The organism is Streptomyces sp. NPDC060209 (assembly GCF_042728155.1).
In the GTDB taxonomy this organism is placed as follows: domain Bacteria; phylum Actinomycetota; class Actinomycetes; order Streptomycetales; family Streptomycetaceae; genus Streptomyces.
This window is the reverse complement of record NZ_JBHWZS010000062.1, coordinates 1-16,805: the sequence shown is the minus strand read 5'-3', so window position 1 is coordinate 16,805 and position 16,805 is coordinate 1. Positions and strand designations below refer to the sequence as shown.

The 16,805-nt window shown below is 72.3% G+C and carries 14 protein-coding genes; 11 read left to right on the top strand and 3 right to left on the bottom strand.

Annotated features, from left to right (window positions below; translation table 11 throughout):
* Positions 1-29: 29 nt before the first annotated feature.
* The 9 genes from ACFWFI_RS14940 to ACFWFI_RS14900 all read left to right on the top strand — a co-directional run bounded on the left by ACFWFI_RS14940 (position 30) and on the right by ACFWFI_RS14900 (position 10,947).
* Positions 30-1,244, top strand: a complete 1,215-nt coding sequence (locus ACFWFI_RS14940) for an allantoate amidohydrolase (protein WP_387389514.1) — start codon at positions 30-32, stop codon at positions 1,242-1,244.
* Positions 1,235-2,605: a formimidoylglutamate deiminase gene (locus tag ACFWFI_RS14935; protein ID WP_387389473.1), complete on the top strand. Its 1,371-nt coding sequence runs from the start codon at positions 1,235-1,237 to the stop codon at positions 2,603-2,605. Before ACFWFI_RS14940 ends, ACFWFI_RS14935 begins: the two co-directional genes overlap by 10 nt.
* A gap of 113 nt (positions 2,606-2,718) precedes the next feature.
* Positions 2,719-3,900 (top strand): imidazolonepropionase, encoded by a 1,182-nt coding sequence (hutI, locus tag ACFWFI_RS14930; protein ID WP_387389471.1) that lies wholly within the window; start codon positions 2,719-2,721, stop codon positions 3,898-3,900.
* Between the two features lie 117 nt (positions 3,901-4,017).
* Positions 4,018-5,115, top strand: a complete 1,098-nt coding sequence (locus tag ACFWFI_RS14925; RefSeq protein ID WP_387389469.1) for a GNAT family N-acetyltransferase — start codon at positions 4,018-4,020, stop codon at positions 5,113-5,115.
* Positions 5,116-5,202: 87 nt separating this feature from the next.
* Positions 5,203-6,480, top strand: coding sequence for a glycosyltransferase family 2 protein (locus tag ACFWFI_RS14920; protein ID WP_387389511.1), 1,278 nt, complete (start codon positions 5,203-5,205; stop codon positions 6,478-6,480).
* Between the two features lie 53 nt (positions 6,481-6,533).
* Positions 6,534-7,313 (top strand): polysaccharide deacetylase family protein, encoded by a 780-nt coding sequence (locus ACFWFI_RS14915; protein WP_387389466.1) that lies wholly within the window; start codon positions 6,534-6,536, stop codon positions 7,311-7,313.
* A gap of 138 nt (positions 7,314-7,451) precedes the next feature.
* Positions 7,452-9,350 (top strand): hypothetical protein, encoded by a 1,899-nt coding sequence (locus ACFWFI_RS14910; RefSeq protein ID WP_387389464.1) that lies wholly within the window; start codon positions 7,452-7,454, stop codon positions 9,348-9,350.
* Between the two features lie 44 nt (positions 9,351-9,394).
* On the top strand, positions 9,395-9,817 hold the full coding sequence (locus tag ACFWFI_RS14905) for a hypothetical protein (RefSeq protein WP_387389462.1): 423 nt from the start codon (positions 9,395-9,397) through the stop codon (positions 9,815-9,817).
* Positions 9,814-10,947 carry a glycoside hydrolase family 26 protein gene (locus tag ACFWFI_RS14900; protein ID WP_387389460.1) on the top strand — a complete coding sequence of 378 codons (1,134 nt, stop codon included), beginning with the start codon at positions 9,814-9,816 and terminating at the stop codon, positions 10,945-10,947. The genes ACFWFI_RS14905 and ACFWFI_RS14900 overlap by 4 nt, the downstream gene beginning before the upstream one ends.
* On the opposite strand, the gene ACFWFI_RS14895 is transcribed toward ACFWFI_RS14900, so the two are convergent.
* The 3 genes from ACFWFI_RS14895 to ACFWFI_RS14885 all read right to left on the bottom strand — a co-directional run bounded on the left by ACFWFI_RS14895 (position 10,922) and on the right by ACFWFI_RS14885 (position 15,380).
* Positions 10,922-13,048, bottom strand: coding sequence for a lipopolysaccharide biosynthesis protein (locus ACFWFI_RS14895; RefSeq protein ID WP_387389457.1), 2,127 nt, complete (start codon positions 13,046-13,048; stop codon positions 10,922-10,924). The genes ACFWFI_RS14900 and ACFWFI_RS14895 overlap by 26 nt on opposite strands.
* Positions 13,041-14,189, bottom strand: a complete 1,149-nt coding sequence (locus ACFWFI_RS14890; protein ID WP_387389508.1) for a DegT/DnrJ/EryC1/StrS family aminotransferase — start codon at positions 14,187-14,189, stop codon at positions 13,041-13,043. Before ACFWFI_RS14890 ends, ACFWFI_RS14895 begins: the two co-directional genes overlap by 8 nt.
* A 198-nt stretch (positions 14,190-14,387) precedes the next feature.
* Positions 14,388-15,380, bottom strand: a complete 993-nt coding sequence (locus ACFWFI_RS14885) for an RNA polymerase sigma factor SigF (RefSeq protein ID WP_387389455.1) — start codon at positions 15,378-15,380, stop codon at positions 14,388-14,390.
* Between the two features lie 293 nt (positions 15,381-15,673).
* Between ACFWFI_RS14885 and ACFWFI_RS14880 the strand changes: the two genes are divergently transcribed.
* Together ACFWFI_RS14880 and ACFWFI_RS14875 are read left to right on the top strand one after the other, a co-directional pair.
* Complete coding sequence (locus ACFWFI_RS14880) at positions 15,674-16,042, top strand: STAS domain-containing protein (RefSeq protein ID WP_383116092.1); 369 nt, start codon at positions 15,674-15,676, stop codon at positions 16,040-16,042.
* Between the two features lie 202 nt (positions 16,043-16,244).
* Complete coding sequence (locus ACFWFI_RS14875; protein WP_387389452.1) at positions 16,245-16,736, top strand: ATP-binding protein; 492 nt, start codon at positions 16,245-16,247, stop codon at positions 16,734-16,736.
* Positions 16,737-16,805 lie beyond the last annotated feature (69 nt).

The following is a 16,805-nucleotide window of genomic DNA, read 5'->3' as shown; positions in this document are numbered from 1 at the left end:
CGCTGCCCGAGCCGCAGTCGTTCGACGCGATGTGGCGCGGCCTCGCGCCCCTCGGACTCGATCCGGGGAGCCGTGGCTACCGCCGGTATGCCTGGACCGGTGCCGACCTGGAGTGCAGGGACTGGTTCCGCGCCCAGGCCGAGTCCCGCGGGCTCGTGCACGAGGTGGACCGCAACGGCAACCAGTGGGCCTGGCTCGGCGATCCGCTCGCCGGGGACGCCGTGGTCACCGGGTCCCATCTCGACTCGGTGCCCGACGGCGGCGCCTTCGACGGCCCTCTCGGCGTGGTGTCCTCCTTCGCCGCCCTGGACGAACTCCGTCGCAGGGGAGCGGAGTTCACCAAGCCCTTCGCCGTCGTCAACTTCGGTGACGAGGAAGGGGCCCGATTCGGGCTCGCCTGCGTCGGCTCCCGGCTCGCCGCGGGACGTTTGACCGCCGCGGACGCGCGGCAGCTCCGTGACGGCGACGGCGTCTCGCTGCCGCAGGCCATGGAGGCCGCCGGGTACGACCCCGACGCCATCGGGCCCGATCCCGAACGCCTCGCCCGGATCGGCGCGTTCGTCGAGCTCCATGTGGAGCAGGGCCGTGCCCTCGACCTGAGCGGTGACCCGGTCGGGGTCGCCTCGGCCATCTGGCCGCACGGACGCTGGCGGTTCGACTTCCGGGGCGAGGCCAATCACGCCGGCACCACACGGCTCGCCGACCGGCGCGACCCGATGCTCACGTACGCCGAGACCGTGCTGGCGGCCCGGCGCGAGGCGGAGCTCGCCGGAGGCCTCGCGACCTTCGGCAAGATCGCCGTCGAGCCGAACGGGGTCAACGCGATCCCCTCCCTCGTGCGGGGCTGGCTCGACTCACGGGCCGCCGACCAGGCCACTCTCGACGCCGTCGTGAGCGGTGTCGAGCGGGCCGCGCGGGAGCACGCCGAGCGGGCCGGGATCGATCTCGACGTCGTACGCGAGTCGTTCACCCCCGTTGTCGAGTTCCAGCACGCCCTGCGCGACGAGATCGGCCGGGTGCTGGCGAAGCGTGGTCGGGACGGCGCGGGGCGCACCGTGCCTGTGCTCGGTACGGGGGCGGGACACGACGCGGGTATTTTGTCCGCTTCCGTGCCGACCGCCATGCTGTTCGTACGGAACCCCACCGGGATCTCGCACTCACCTGCCGAGCACGCCGCCGAGGACGACTGCGTGGCCGGGGTGGGAGCACTCGCCGACGTACTGGAAGGTCTCGCGTGCAGCTGACAACGCAACCGACGGGCGCACCGGTCACCGCGACCTACTGGATGTCGCACGCCTGGCTCGGCACCCATGTCGAGCCAGGTGTCCTCCTGGACGTGGCCGACGGGCGCATCGCAGGCGTCCGGACGGGAATCGACACGCCGCCGCCCGGCGCCACCGCGCTGCACGGGCTGACCGTCCCGGGACTGGCCAACACCCACTCGCACGCCTTCCACCGGGCCTTGCGCTCCACCGTCCAGGTGGGCTCCGGCACCTTCTGGACGTGGCGCGAGACGATGTACCGGACGGCCTCCCGTCTCACCCCCGACACCTACTACGACCTGGCCCGTGCCACGTACGCAGAGATGGCGCTGGCCGGGATCACCGCGGTGGGCGAATTCCACTATCTGCACCACACGCCCGGCGGTACGCCCTACGACAACCCGAACGCCATGGGCGAGGCGCTCATCGCCGCGGCGGCCGAGGCCGGAATCCGGATCACCCTGCTCGACACCGCCTATCTCGCCGCCGGGTTCGGGGAGAAACCGAGCCGGCACCAGGTGCGCTTCTCCGACACCACCGCCGACGCCTGGGCCGAGCGTGCCTCCCTCCTCAAGGGTGACGACGACCTGGTGGTCGTCGGTGCCGCGATCCATTCCGTACGAGCCGTGCCGGCGGGGCAGTTGGCCACCGTCGCCCGGTGGGCCCAGGAGCGGGCGGTCCCGCTGCACGTCCACCTCTCCGAGCAGACCGCGGAGAACGACGCCTGCCGCGCCGCCCACGGCTGCACCCCCACGCGGCTGCTCGCCGACCACGGGGTCCTCGGCCCGCACACCACCGGCATCCACAACACGCACCTCACCGCCGAGGACATCGAGCTGCTGGGCACCTCCAGGACAGGCACCTGCATGTGCCCCACCACCGAACGCGACCTCGCCGACGGCATCGGCCCCGCCACCGCGCTCCAGGGCGCGGGTTCCCCCCTCTCGCTGGGCAGTGACAGCCACGCTGTGATCGACCTCTTCGAGGAGGCCCGTGCCATGGAGCTCAACGAGCGCCTGCGCACCCATGTGCGCGGCCACTGGACGGCGGCCGCCCTGCTCAGGGCCGCTTCCGCCGACGGACACGCGGCGCTCGGCCGCCCGGACGCGGGCACGCTCGAACCGGGTGCGCCCGCCGATCTCGCCACCGTCGCACTGGACTCCGTCAGAACAGCGGGGCCGGTACCGCGGCTGGCAGCCGAAGCAGCCGTATTCGCCGCCACGGCCGCCGATGTGCGGCACACCGTGGTGGCCGGCCGGCACATCGTGCGGGACGGCCGCCACACACGGATCGAGGACGTGCCCGGAGCGCTCGCCTCGGCCGTCGCCGCCCTGCACGGCTGAGCACCCGGCCGAGCCACACACCGGAGGCCCGGCGGAGCTCCCCGCCGGACGCACGCCCCCGGCCGACAATCCCGGCGGCCCAGCCGGGCGAACCCGACGAAAGCTGTTCCCGGATGACGACGACCGCCACGACCGCCATCACCCACATCGCGAACCTGGTCACCAACGACCCCTCCCTCGGCGACGGGACCCCCCTGGGCCTGATCCGGGACGCGGCTGTCGTCATCGACGGCGACCGCATCGTGTGGACCGGTGAATCCAGCGAAGCACCCGCCACCGACAACGCCGTCGACGCGGGCGGCCGCGCGGTGATCCCGGGCTTCGTGGACTCCCACTCCCACCTGGTGTTCGCAGGAGACCGCACCGCCGAGTTCAACGCCCGCATGTCCGGCCGCCCCTACTCGGCGGGCGGTATCCGTACGACCGTGGCCGCCACCCGGGCCGCCTCCGACGAGGAGCTCTCCGCGAACGTCGCGCGCTATCTGGCCGAGGCGCTGCGGCAGGGCACCACCACCTTCGAGACCAAGTCCGGCTACGGCCTCACCGTCGAGGACGAGGCACGCGCTCTGCGCATCGCCGCCCGCCACACCGACGAGGTCACCTTCCTCGGCGCCCACATCGTGTCCCCCGACTACGCCGACGACCCCTCCGGATACGTGGATCTCGTCACCGGGCCGATGCTGGACGCCTGCGCCCCGCACGCCCGTTGGATCGATGTCTTCTGCGAGCGGGGCGCCTTCGACGAGGACCAGGCGCGCACGATCCTCACCGCGGGTCTGGCCAGGGGGCTGCATCCCCGCGTCCACGCCAACCAGCTCGGCCACGGCCCAGGTGTCCGGCTCGCCGTGGAGCTGGACGCGGCGTCCGCCGACCACTGCACCCACCTCGACGACGCCGACCTCGACGCCCTCGGCCAGGGCTCCACCGTCGCCACCCTGCTCCCCGGCGCCGAGTTCTCCACCCGCGCGGCCTGGCCCGACGCCCGTCGCATCCTCGGTGCGGGCGCCACGGTCGCGCTGTCCACGGACTGCAATCCGGGTTCCTCGTTCACCTCCTCCATGCCGTTCTGCATCGCCCTCGCCGTGCGGGACATGGGTATGACCCCCGACGAAGCGGTCTGGTCCGCCACAGCCGGAGGTGCCGCCGCCCTGCGCCGCACCGACATCGGCCGCATCACCCCCGGCGCCCGCGCCGACCTGGTGATCCTCGACGCGCCGAGCCACGTCCACCTCGCCTACCGGCCCGGAGTCCCGCTGGTGGCCGCGGTGTGGCGGGCCGGGGAGAGAGCCGTGTGACGCCTGGATCCGATTTTCACCGGTCGGTCACTGGATGTCGTGGCTGTCTACCGCCGAGTGACCGCGCCCGGTACCGTTCTGGGCAGCGTGGCTCAGGGGGTAGGACCGGGGGGTCTTGTGAGCAGCAGGCGCATACGTGTGGTCAGGCCCGGAGATCTGGGCGCGGGGGACATCGAGACCTGGCGGGAGCTGCGGGCGAAGTCCGGCGCCCCGGCCCATCCGTTCATGGAACCGGAATTCGCGCTTGCCGTCGGCCGTGTCCGGCCGCACGCGCGGGTGGCGGTGATCAGCGAGGAAAGCGGGGGGACGGCCGGCTTCCTCCCCTTCGAGCGGGGACGGCTCGGCCACGGCCGGGCCATCGGCTTCGGGGTCTCCGACGTCCAGGGCGCGGTGCTGCGCCCCGGCCTTCCGCTGGACGCGAAGGAGCTGCTGCGGGCCTGCGGCCTCTCCGCCTGGGAGTTCGACAATCTCGAGGAGCGCCAGGGCCTCTTCGAGCCGGACGCCGCCCGCTCGTACGCCTCGTACGTCATCGATGTCGGCGACGGCTACGAGAGCTACGAGAAGGGGCTGCGCGCCCGGTCGCCGAAGTTCCTCAGGACCACCCTGGCCAAGGAACGCAAGCTCGGCCGTGAGGCCGGGGAGGTGCGGTTCGTCCTCGACGAACGGGATCCGGCGGTGCTGCGGACCCTGATGGAGTGGAAGTCCGCGCAGTACCGCAGGACCGGTCGCCGCGACCGCTTCGCGAAGCGGTGGATCCGGGACCTGGTGGAGTTCCTCTTCCACACCCGGGCGCCCGGCTGCTCCGGTCTGCTCTCCGTGCTGTACGCGGGTGACCGGCCCGTGGCCGCCCACTTCGGGCTGCGCTCGCGGACGGTGCTCTCGTGCTGGTTCCCGGCGTACGACCCCGAGTTCGCGAAGTTCTCGCCGGGCCTGATCCTGCATCTGCGGATGGCGCGGGCGGCAGCCGACGACGGCATCGGGATGCTCGACATGGGACGCGGGGCGGCAGAGTACAAGGACGCCCTGAAGACCGGCGAGCTCACGGTGCACGAGGGTGCCTCCGTCAGGCCGGGCGCGGGCGCTGCCCTTCAATGGCTCGGCCGCGAACCGTCCCGCCGCGCGCACAGCTTCGTACGGAAACGGCCCCGGCTGGCGGGCCTGGCACAGCGCGGCCTGGAACGGGCCGGCCGGCTGCGCGAACCGAAACGTCCATAGCGTCACGACCGGGGGGACCGGATGCCGTACCGGAACGAACGGACAGGGAAGACAGCGCGGCTACCGGACATCGGCCGGCTCACCGGCCTGGCCGTCGCCGAACTGGAGCTCGACGCGGCCGACGGCACGGGCGTACGGATCGGGCCCGCCCCCGGCGGGCCGCCGCTGGAAACCGCCCCGCAGGACGGGGACGGCCGACGGGTCTTCGCCCTCGTACGGCTGCGCGGGCGCCCGGTCGGCACGGTCGTCGGGCGCGTCAGGGCGGGCGACGACCCGGCCTCCGTCCTCGCGAAGCAGGCGGCGGACGAGATCGTCGTCCCGGACGCCCCGGAGCGCCCACCGGCAGGGGAGGTACCGAGGGCCACGGTGGTCGTCGCGACCAGGGAGCGGCCGGCTCAGCTCGCCCGCGCCCTCGATTCGCTGCTCGCCCAGGACCACCCGGACTTCGAGATCGTGGTCGTCGACAACGCCCCGGCCACCGGCGCCACCCGCGAGCTCGTCACCTCGGCATACGCCGGCCGGGGCGTGCGCTACGCGCCCGAGCCGGTGCCCGGTCTCGCCGCCGCGCACAACCGGGGCGTCGCCGTCGCCACGTCCGACGTCCTCGCCTTCACCGACGACGACGTCATCGCCGACCCGCACTGGCTCACCGCCCTCACCCGGCCCTTCGGGGAGGACCCCCGGCTGGCCTGCGTCACCGGCCTGATCCTGCCGGCCAGGCTGACCACCCCGGCGCAGGTCCTGCTGGAGAGCCACGGCGGATTCGCCAAGGGGTTCGCCGCGCGGCGCTACGACCCCGCGCACCCCCCGGCCGACGAGCCGCTCTTCCCGTTCACCGCCGGACGGTTCGGCTCGGGCGCCAACATGGCGTTCCGCGCGGGGCCGTTGAAGGCGGTCGGCGGCTTCGACCCCGCCACCGGCACCGGCACCCCGGCGAAGGGTGGCGACGACCTGTACGCCTTCGTACGGCTCCTCGCCGAGGGGTACCCGCTGCACTACACGCCCGACGCGATCGTCTGGCACCACCACCGGGAGGGCTGGGGCGACCTGTGCGGGCAGGCATACGGCTACGGCGCCGGGCTCACCGCCTGCCTCACCGCGCTCCTGGTCCGCAGGCCCTCCCTGCTGCCGCCCCTTCTTGCCCGGCTGCCGCGCGGCCTCGCCCATGCCCGCACGATGACGGCGCCGCGTGCCACCGACACGGCGGGGCGGGGCGGTGTTCCCGGCGCGCACGGCACGTACACCTACCCGTGGCCCCGGCACCTGTCCCGGCTGGAGCGTCGCGGTCTGCTGTACGGCCCCCTCGGATACGTGCGCGCCCGGTTCGCCCTGCGCGGCGCGTCACGCCCCTGGGAGGGGAGATGAGAGCGAGCGGACCCGGCAGACCCGGGGGGCGTGGAGCGGCGTCCCGGATACCCGTGCTGCTGTACCACGCGGTGATGGACGACCCGCCGGACTGGATCGCCGAATTCACCGTCACGCCACGGGCGTTCGCCGCCCAGCTGGACGCGATCGGCGCCTGTGGACGTACGCCGGTCCCGGTCGGTGCCCTCATCGCCCACCTCGCCGGACGTGCGGAGCTGCCGGACCGTCCGGTCGTCCTTACCTTCGACGACGGTTTCGCGGACCTGCCGGGGCCCACCGCCGAGGCGCTCGCCGGACGGTCGATGCCGGCGACCGCGTATCTCACGACCGGTGCGCTGACGCGGTCAGGCGGGGGCAGCCTGCTGCCGCCCGGTCCGATGATGAGGCTGGAGCAGGCGCCGCTGCTCGAGCAGTACGGCATGGAGGTGGGCGGGCACACGGTCACCCACGCGCAGCTGGACACGCTGTCCGCCGCGGCCCTGCGAACCGAACTCATCGACTCCAAGGCGGTGCTGGAGGACGTGCTGGGCCACGAGGTGACCCACCTCGCCTATCCGCACGGATACAACAGCGGACGCGTGCGCCGCGCCGCGCGGGCCGCCGGCTACGAGAGCGCGGTGGCCGTCCGTCACGCGCTGAGCTCCGGGCGGGACGAGCCGTACCGGATCGCTCGGCTGATCGTGCGGCGGAGCCACACGGTGCGGGACATCGAGCGCTGGATGGCGGGCGAGGGCGCCCGCGTGGCGCCGTTCCCCGACTCGCTGCCGACCGTGGGATGGCGGTGGTACCGGCGGGCGCGGGCCTCGGTCAGGGGCCCGGTCTTCGCGGGGTGAGGCGCGGCACCGCGGAGGAAGGGGCAGGGCCATGGTGAAAAGTACGAGAGCGCCACAAAGCAGAAGCACTTTCCTATACTTCGCTTAAGGGGACAGCGGCGTGACGGCCGCGACCACATCCGTGGGGGGAGTCGCACCGTGCCGCAGCATGTGCCCGCACCGGTCAAGGGGGACACCGCGGGGAGCGCCGATCCGGTGCTTCCTCCCGGGCCGCCCGGCGCCGCCCCCGGCAGGGCGCCCCGCCGTCTCCCCGACGCGCTGAGACCCCAGACACTGCTCACCTGGCTGCCGTTGCTCCTGGCGGCCGCTCTCTGGATCTCCTCGCTTCCCTACATCGGGTTCCGCTCGATGGGCGAGTACGGCCTCCTGGACCGGCTGCCCGTCACCTACTACCTCTCCCTGTCCGTCCTGACCGCGGGCTTCCTGGTCAGCCTCCGCCGCGCGGGCACGGCCCCGTGGTGGCCGGCGCTGTACTGCGCCGGCCTGCTTATGGCGCTCAAGGGCGTCCCCGCCGTCCTGTACGACTCGGAGCGCTATCCCTGGGCCTCCAAGCACGACGCCGTCATCAACCATCTGCTGGCCAACGGCGAACTGCGCCCGGACGAAGGCCTGTCCGGCAACATGTCGGCCTACGACCAGTGGCCCGGCTTCTTCACTCTGAACGGCGGACTCGTCCGCACCTTCGGTGTGGACAGCGCCGCCGCCTATCTGAACTGGGCGCCCGTTGTCTTCGGCCTGCTGATGATGCCGGTCCTGATCCTGATCTACCGCACCTTCAGCGAGGACTGGCGCCTCGTCTGGACCGCCGTCTGGATCTTCCAGCTCGCCAACTGGGTGGGCCAGGACTACCTGGCCCCGCAGGGCCTCGCCTTCCTCCTTCATCTGGCCGTACTCGCCGTCGTCGTGAGGCACTTCGTGCGTCCCGGCTCCGCCGGACGGCTGCGCTCGCGCGCCTACCTCGACCCGGCCGCCGCCGCCGTCCCGCCGCCCACCGGCACCCGGCAGCGCGCGGTCTGTGTCGTGGTCCTCGCGCCCCTGCTCGTGGCGGTCGACGCGGTGCACCAGCTGACCCCGGTGATGCTCTGCGTCACCCTGCTCGCGTTCAACCTCACCCGCCGCTACCGCAATCCCGGACTGCTCGCCGTGGCCGTGCTGCTCATGCTGGCCTGGGACCTCACCATGGGCCGCCCGCTGTTCACCGAGACCCTGGGCACCCTGCGCGACTCCCTCGGCGAGCTCACCCAGAACTCCCGTGCCGGATACGCCGGACAGCTCACCGGGGCCGGCCCCGAGCTCGCGGGGCGGGCCAACGTCGTGATGGTGCTGGCCGTCGCCGGGCTCGCGGGCGCGGCCCTCCTGCTGCGCCGCCGTCTGGTGCACAGCGCCCTGCCGCTGCTGCTGGCCTCCGCCGCGCCCGTACCTCTGTTCGTGGTCAACGACTACGGCGGCGAAATGCTCTTCCGTGTCTATCTGTTCGCGCTGCCCGGCGCCGCGTTCTTCGCCGCCGCGGCGCTCGTCCCGGCCGCCGGAGGCACCGGAGCGCACCGGGTCAGGCCGGCCGTACGGAGAATCTGCGCGGTCGCCCTCCCGCTGGCGCTGGCCGCGCTGCTGGCGGGCTTCATGCCCTCCTACTACGGCAAGGAGCGGATGAACTACACCCCGCCCGCCGAGACCGCTCTCGTCACCCGCACCATCGACAGAGCCCCCGAAGGGGCCCTGATCCTGGCCACCACGGGCTCCTTCCCGCAGGCGCTGCACCGCTACGACCGGCTGGAGCACTGGTTCTTCGCCGAACAGGAGCTGCCCGAGAACGTCGAGATGCTCAAGGACCCGGCGCGCTATCTCTCGACCCGGCTGCCGCCCGGGACGACGGCCTACGTCATCCTCACGCGCACCCAGGACATCTACACCGCCGGTGAGGGGCTGCTGCCCCCCGGCGGCTTCGCGGCTCTGACCCGGGACCTCGCCGCCTCGCCGCTGTTCCAGGTGGTCGAGCGGACCGAACACGGCGTCGTCCTGCGCTACGACAGCCCCTGACCAGGCATCTCTGCCGGCAGACCCCAGACCAGGAAGGCAGCCACGTGTCCGAGAACCGGCAACCGGCACTCCCCGCCCGGCAGACCCTCGTCAGAGTCGTCCTGGCGCTCTCCGGATGGGCGGCGCTCGCCTCGACCGCGCTGCCGGGGGGCTCGCCCCTGCGCTGGGCGCCCGTGCTCCTGTTCGTCTGCTTCGGCCCCGGACTCTCCCTGCTGTATCCGCAGGCCGGACTGCTCAGGCCGGGTGCCCGGCTCGAAGCGGCCGCGCTCGCCGCGCCCCTCGGGCTCTCCCTGGCCGTCGTCACGGCCACGGTGCTGTTCCTGGTGGAGGGCTTCTCGGGGACCGCGTTCCTGGTGTCGCTCGCCGCGCTCACCACCCTCGCCTCCGCTCTCCCGGGACTGCCGCTGCCCGCGGCCACCCGGGGCGCCGTCGAGAGGGCCCGGACCGCGCCCGTGAGGCGCCGGTGACCCGCCACCGCGCACCGGAGGAGCGCCGCCCACGTACGTACCTCGTGCTCGCCCTGGTCGCCGTCGCGGCGCTGCTGACGGGGCTCCTCGCCTGGTACGGCACGCCCTCCTCCGGTGAGGACGAGGACGGGGTGCCCTCAGCCGACGCCCTCCCCGCCGACGCCGCCACCGGACCGGTACCCCGCGGGTCGTGCGCCCCCACCGCCACGCTCGTACCGCCGTGCGGGGCCTGGTGGGGCGCCTATGTGCCGTACGCCGAGAACGGTTCGCTCAAGGACGCGGTGTACGCGTTCGAGAAGAAGATCGGCCGGAAGCTCGACCTGCTGTACACCTACCACGACATGTCGGGCACGGACCTCGACGGCCAGCTCCTGACCCCCGACGAGCAGATCCTCGGCCGGGACCGGATGCTGATGCTGGCCTGGGAGTCCACGGTGTGGCGCGAGCCTCACCACGCCAACTGGACCGAGGACCAGCTCGGCTGGGCGAAGGTCGCGTCGGGGGAGTACGACCGCGAGATCATCGACCCTCAGGCGCGTCGCATCAAGGCGTACGGGAAGCGGGTGTTCTTCTCCTTCGACCAGGAGGTCGACGCCCGGGTCGGTGACGCGGGCACGCCCGAGGAGTACGTCGCCGCCTACCGCCACCTCCACGACCGGTTCGAGGAGCTCGGTGTGGACAACGTGGTGTGGGTGTGGACGGTGTCCGGCTACCTCGCGTCGGGGAAGCTCTTCGAACAGCTCTACCCGGGCGACGACTACGTCGACTGGATCGGCATGGACCAGTACAACTACTTCACCTGCCACGACACCACGGACTGGAAGGACTTCGACCGCAGCCAGCGGCCGACGTACGAGTGGCTGCGCACCCACATCAGTGCGGAGAAGCCGCTGATGTTCGCGGAGTTCGCCACGGTGCCCGATCCGGCGGACGAGGACCGCCAGCGCGAGTGGTACGAGGAGATCCCGGAGGTGGCCCGGACCATGCCCGAGGCCAAGGCGCTGGTCCACTGGAACCGGGCGGTTCCCGGCAAGGGCTGCGACCTCACGGTCGACGACGGTCCGGGCCTGGAGGGCTACCGCACGGCCGGCCAGGACGACTGGTTCAAGCAGCCGGTGCCCGGCCGCTGACCCTCCCACGGACGCCGTACGCCACCGCCGTGGCCGCGAACAGCCCCCAGAACACGGGAAGTCCGGCCGCGGCGAAGGCGTCCTGCGCGGCCCACCCGGCCACCGCGAGCACCCACACCGCGGCGGCCGTGACCCGCCAGTGCGCCCCGGCGGTCCGCAGGAGGACCGCGGCCAGCGCCAGACAGAGCAGCTGGAGCGCGAACGGCAGGGTTCGGAGCACCCCTGCCGGGGAGTCCAGCCCCGCCGCACCGGCGAGGAAGCCGGCCAGTGTCCCGTGCCAGTCGCCCGATGCGGCGGCCGGCCGGATGCCGAGGAACAGCGGGGCGGAGTGCAGGGCCGCCACGGTCACCAGCAGGGCGGCGCCCAGCAGCGCGGGCCGAGGACGGCGCTGGGCGACGGCCGCGCTGTAGACGACGATCATGAGCACCCCGGAGGTCAGGGTGACCGGCGGCAGCGCGTCGACCAGCTCCGCACCGGTCAGCCGTAGGCGCCCGGCGTGCGCCGCCCGCGACAGCGGGACCCAGAACAACACGGCGGCGAGCCCCAGCAGCCCCCACAGCCACGGCGCGTCACCGCTCCCGTGCCCGGCGGCGGCCCGGCCCTCCGGTGCGCGGACGGGGAGGCCGTAGGCAGGGGTCACCGTGTCGTGGGCTCCCCGCAGATACATCGTGTCGGAGGTCCAGTCGGCCGCGTGGTCCTCGGCCCGTCGCTCCCGGGAGTGCTGCGCGGCGAGCCTGGCCCAGCTCGTCCCGAACTCCTCGCTCTTCGGCCCGGGACGCCGAGAACCCCACGGTGCCCGCCCGGTGAGGGCCGACCGTAGTCCCAGCGCGGACGCGGCCGCCACCGCGGTCATGGCGAGCAGCATCGCCCAGCCGGCGCCCGCGATGCCCATCGGGCCGAGCAGCAGGGCCGCGCTGCCCAGGACGAGAGCGCACATCGTCCCCTGCAGGACGGCCAGCGCACCGGTGCGGCCCTGCACCCGCAGCACTCCGATGTACAGCTCGACCACGACCCGGGGCAGGGCGGCCGCGGCCAGAAGCCGCAGGACCAGGGTGCCGTGGGCGGCGTAGTCGGAACCGAAGGGGCTGAGGATCTGCGGGGCGAAGAGGACCAGCACGACGACGACGGGGACCAGCAGGACCGCCATGCGGCGCAGTGCCCCGCGGACGCCTTCGGCCAGGTGGCCGGGGCTGTGCGAGGCGTGCGCGGTGAGGGAGGAGGCCATGTTGATGGCCATGAACTCCATGGTGCCGCCGACGGTGTAGGCGATGTAGAAGAAGCCGTTGTGCGCGGCGTCGAAGCGCACGGCCACCATCACCGGCAGCAGGTTGATCATCGCCAGGCTGAAGAGCGCGCCGACCGAGTCCCCGGCCAGGAATCTGCCGATCTCACGCAGCCGGGGCGGCTCGCGGTCCCGGTCGGCACCCGCCTGACGCGGGATCAGCCTGCGGAAGATCAGCCAGCCGAGCGGCAGTACGGACAGGGCGATGGCCGCGGCCCAGGAAACGAAGACGCCGAGGGCCGGCAGGGCGGTCGCGAACGCTGCGAGGAGCAGCAGCTTGCCGATGGAGAACACCGCGTTGCCCACGGGCACCCAGACGGCCTTGCGCAGCCCGGTCAGCACTCCGTCCTGGAGCGTGAGGACCGCCCAGGCCACGCAGGAGCCGGTGAAGACGAGCCCGGCGGACAGGGTGCCGAGCGGGGCGTAGGAGTCACCCCACAGGTCCAGGGTGAGCAGGAAGACCACACAGGCGAGGGTGACGACGACGGAGCTGACCAGATAGGTGCGGGCGACCAGGGATCCGGTGGCGCGTCCGGCGCGGGGCACGTAGCGCACGACCGCGCCGATCATCGTGGTCGCGGTGACCGAGGCGAGGAGCCGCATCGCGGCGATGGCGGCGGAGCCCTGGCCGACGGCCTCCTCCGTGTAATAGCGGGCGGCGACCAGCCAGAAGCCCAGGCCGAGGGCGGCGGAGACACCGGTGGAGAGCATCAGGGCGTAGGCGTTGCGGAACATCGAGTCGCCGCTCGCACCGTCCTCCGGGGCGGGTGAGGGCGCCGTTCCGGCCTCCGGCGGGCCGACTCTCGTCGTGTCAGCCACCGGGCAGCTCTCTCGCGGGCCGGACACCCGCCGAGGTGAGGATCTCGATGACGGGACCGGCGCGCAGCGGGTCGACGGGCAGGGCGTGCCGTGCGAACCAGGCCGCCCCGTCGGGGGCGGGGGACGGGTCGGTGAAGGCCTCGCCCGCGTAGGTGTCGAGCGGTGGGTCGTAGAGGTAGCCGACGGTGATGCGGTGGCGGGCGAGCGCGGCGACGGCCGCGTCCCGGTCGGCCACCAGCAACGGCACCCGGAACAGCGGCTGTACGGGGGCGCCGGCGGGAATCGGAGGCGCCCAGCGGGTCGTGAGGAGGCGTTCGGCGCCCGTCCGGTGCGCGACGAGGCGTTCGTCGAGGCGGGCCAGCAGGCGTCGGACCCTTCGCAGCCGTAATCGGCCCGGAGCGATGCGGTAGTCGTGCATGTCGACGCGGGCCCAGGAGTGGAAGGCCGTCAGCGAGGGCGCGGCGCCCAGGGCCCCCAACAGCTCCGCGGGCCGCAAGGGCATCCGGATCTCCTCCCGTTCCTGGAGCCCGAGGAGCCGCAGGGCCCACCAGGCCGCCGGGGCGAGCCGCAGTCCGCGTACGGCCGACTCCGCGTACGGGCGTACGGCGTAGGCGAGTTCGGCGGTGAGGCGGGCCGGGTCGAGCAGGGCGTCCCGGGCCTGCTCCAGCGGGGCTCGCAGGGCAGGGTTGGCGAGGGCGAGGAAGCCTCCGGCCTTCGCGCCGACGTGTTTGGAGAGGCTGAAGACGGCCGCGTCCCCGAAGGATCCGACCGGCTTTCCGTCCGTGGCGCTGCCGATGGCGTGCGCGGCATCCTCGATCAGCGGGATGCCGAGGCGGTCGCAGCGCTCGCGCAGCCGGCGGGCCGGGTCCGGATTCCCGTACAGATTGGTGGTGAGGACGGCGGAGAGGCCGGTCCACACGGAGTCGGGCACCGCGTCCATGTCGATCGAACCGTCCGAGGCGGACAGCGGGGCCTGGACGGGCCGCAGGCCGGCCGCGAGGACGACGAAGAGGATGACGTCGTCGTTGACCGGGGACATCAGGATCTTTCCGCCGGGTTCGCACCAGTGGCGGAGCGCCACGTAGAGGCCCAGTCGGCAGGACGGGACGTACAGGCATTCCCGGCCGAGCCGGGTGCCCATCGCGGATTCCACCGCTTTCGCTGCTTCCGGCACGGCACGGTCCGCCGGACCGCTCTCCCCATGAGCCATGTGTTCCCCCCAGAACCCTGCCCAATGTCGCCCAGTCCGTGGCACTTCGTCAACAATGCGGAAGGACCCGCCCGTCGGCCTGGGCAGGTCCTTTCGCAAGGGTGTACCGGGGGTGCCGGTGACGCCGGGTCACTCCTCCACGGTCAGGCCCTTCCTGAGCTTGACCAGAGTCCGGGAGAGCAGCCGGGACACGTGCATCTGCGAGATGCCGAGTTCTTCGCCGATCTCCGACTGCGTCATGTTGGAGACGAACCGCATGGAGAGGATCGTGCGGTCGCGCAGGGGGAGCGAGGCGATGAGCGGCTTGAGGGACTCGACGTACTCGATCCCTTCGAGGCCGTGGTCCTCGTAGCCGAGGCGGTCCGCGAGGGCGGAGTCGTTGCCGTCGCCGTGGTCGTCGGGCTTGGCGTCCAGCGAGCTCGCGGTGTACGCGTTGCTCGCGGCCATGCCCTCGACGACCTCGTCCCTGCTGAGGCCGAGGCGGTCGGCGAGTTCGACGACCGTGGGCGCGCGGTCCAGCTTCTGGGCCAGTTCGTCGCCCGCCTTGGCCAGGTCCAGCCGCAGTTCCTGCAGTCGGCGCGGGACGCGCACGGACCAGCTGGTGTCACGGAAGAAGCGCTTGATCTCGCCGACGATGGTGGGCATCGCGAATGTCGGGAACTCCACGCCCCGGCTGAGCTCGAAGCGGTCGATCGCCTTGATCAGGCCGATGGTGCCGACCTGGACGATGTCCTCCATGGGTTCGCTGCGGGAGCGGAACCGGGCGGCTGCGAACTTGACCAGGGCCAGGTTGAGCTCGACGAGGGTGTTGCGGACGTACGCGTACTCGTGGGTGCCCTCCTCGAGGGCTTCGAGCCGCGCGAAGAGCGTCTTGGAGAGGGCCCTCGCGTCCAGCGCGCCGACTTCGGCGAAGGGCGGGATCTCGGGAAGTCCCTCGAGGCCCTCGTACTCGTCGACCGGAAGGTGGTCGTCGGTGGTCAGGTCGGTGGTCGTGCCGGTGGTGCTGGTGCTGATGCGCGGGCCGGGTACGGCGCTCGCGGCAGCGGAGTCGGAATCGGTCGGTCCCTGAGGACATGCCGACGTCGCGATGTGGGTACGCGATACGTCGAGCCGGGGTGACATGGTTCTCCTCCATCGTTCTCGGCATATGGCTGCCGATGCCCATACGTGTTCCTGCGGTGAAGCGGCGCCTCCGAAGCCGATCGAAAATTCCTGGTGCAGATGTCCCTTCTACCCTTACCCGCTTCCAGCCATGAGTTACAAGCGCCAAATCCGCCTGTATGTCCGCTTTGTGGAGTTCTCCGACTACCGTGTGGCGAGGGAAACGCGTAATGTTTTACGCACGTCGGGGGCAGCCACGATGAAGCCGCGTACACAGGGACGCGGGTAGTGACGGACGGCGAAGAGGGACGTGCATGGACCGCGGGACGGTCGGCAGTGCGAACCGGGGTCGGCTACAGGTCGAGGTCCGGACAGAGGGCCGCAGTGAAGTCGTGACGCCGGTGGGTGAGCTCGATCACCACACCGCCGATCTGCTGCGCGAGCCTCTGGAGAGCGCGGTCGAACAAGGACGTACACGTCTGGTGGTCGACTGCTCGCGACTCGACTTCTGTGATTCCACCGGGCTCAATGTGCTGCTCGGCGCACGCCTGAAGGCGGAGGCAGCCGGGGGAGGGGTTCACTTGGCCGGAATGCAGCCCGTGGTGGCTCGTGTCTTCGAGATCACGGGGGCAGAGGCGGTCTTCACCGTCCACGCCTCGCTCGAAGACGCTCTGAGCACCTGACAGCGGCGCTTTCCATGCGTCTCCCCGGCCCCGGGAACCCCGGCTGTCGCGCGAGTCACGCCCATGGCGTAGCCGAAGTGGGTGTTGTCACCATTCAGCCGGGCAGGAGAGATCCCGTCGGGGTCATGAAGCCCGCACGCTCTGTATGTGATCTGTATCTGTTCGATGGCAACACACGGTGAATCGGTGAGGTGAAGCGCTGATGAGCACCACCCGGCAGCATCAGCCGGGCGGCCTCGGCCGCGAGCCGGACGGCACGGGCAACGCCTCTGCCGTGCCCGCTGACCGGCAATGGCGCACGCTCTCGCTGAGACAGGCCAGCGGCATCGTGCCGATGGCCCGCGACTTCGCCCGGCAGGCGCTCTACGACTGGGGCTGGCTGCCCGCGTCGGGCGCCGACCGGCGGGCGGCCGCCGAGGACGTCCTGCTGGTCGTCTCCGAGCTCGTCACGAACGCCTGCCTGCACGCGGAGGGCCCCGAGGAGCTCCGTATCGCCTGCTCGCCCAAGATGCTCCGGGTCGAGGTCGTCGACGGCGGCGCGGGACAGCCGGCGCCCCGTACCCCGCACCGCGCGGGGCGGCCCGGCGGGCACGGCATGTTCATCGTGCAGCGGCTCTGCCTCGACTGGGGCGTGTCGCGCACGCCGGAGCAGCCGGGCAAGACGGTCTGGGCGGAGCTCGCGGCGCCGGCGTAGCCCGCCCATGCTTCCCACGACTTCCGCGTGGACCTCTGCCCGCATGACTCAGGGCCCCGCACCGATAGG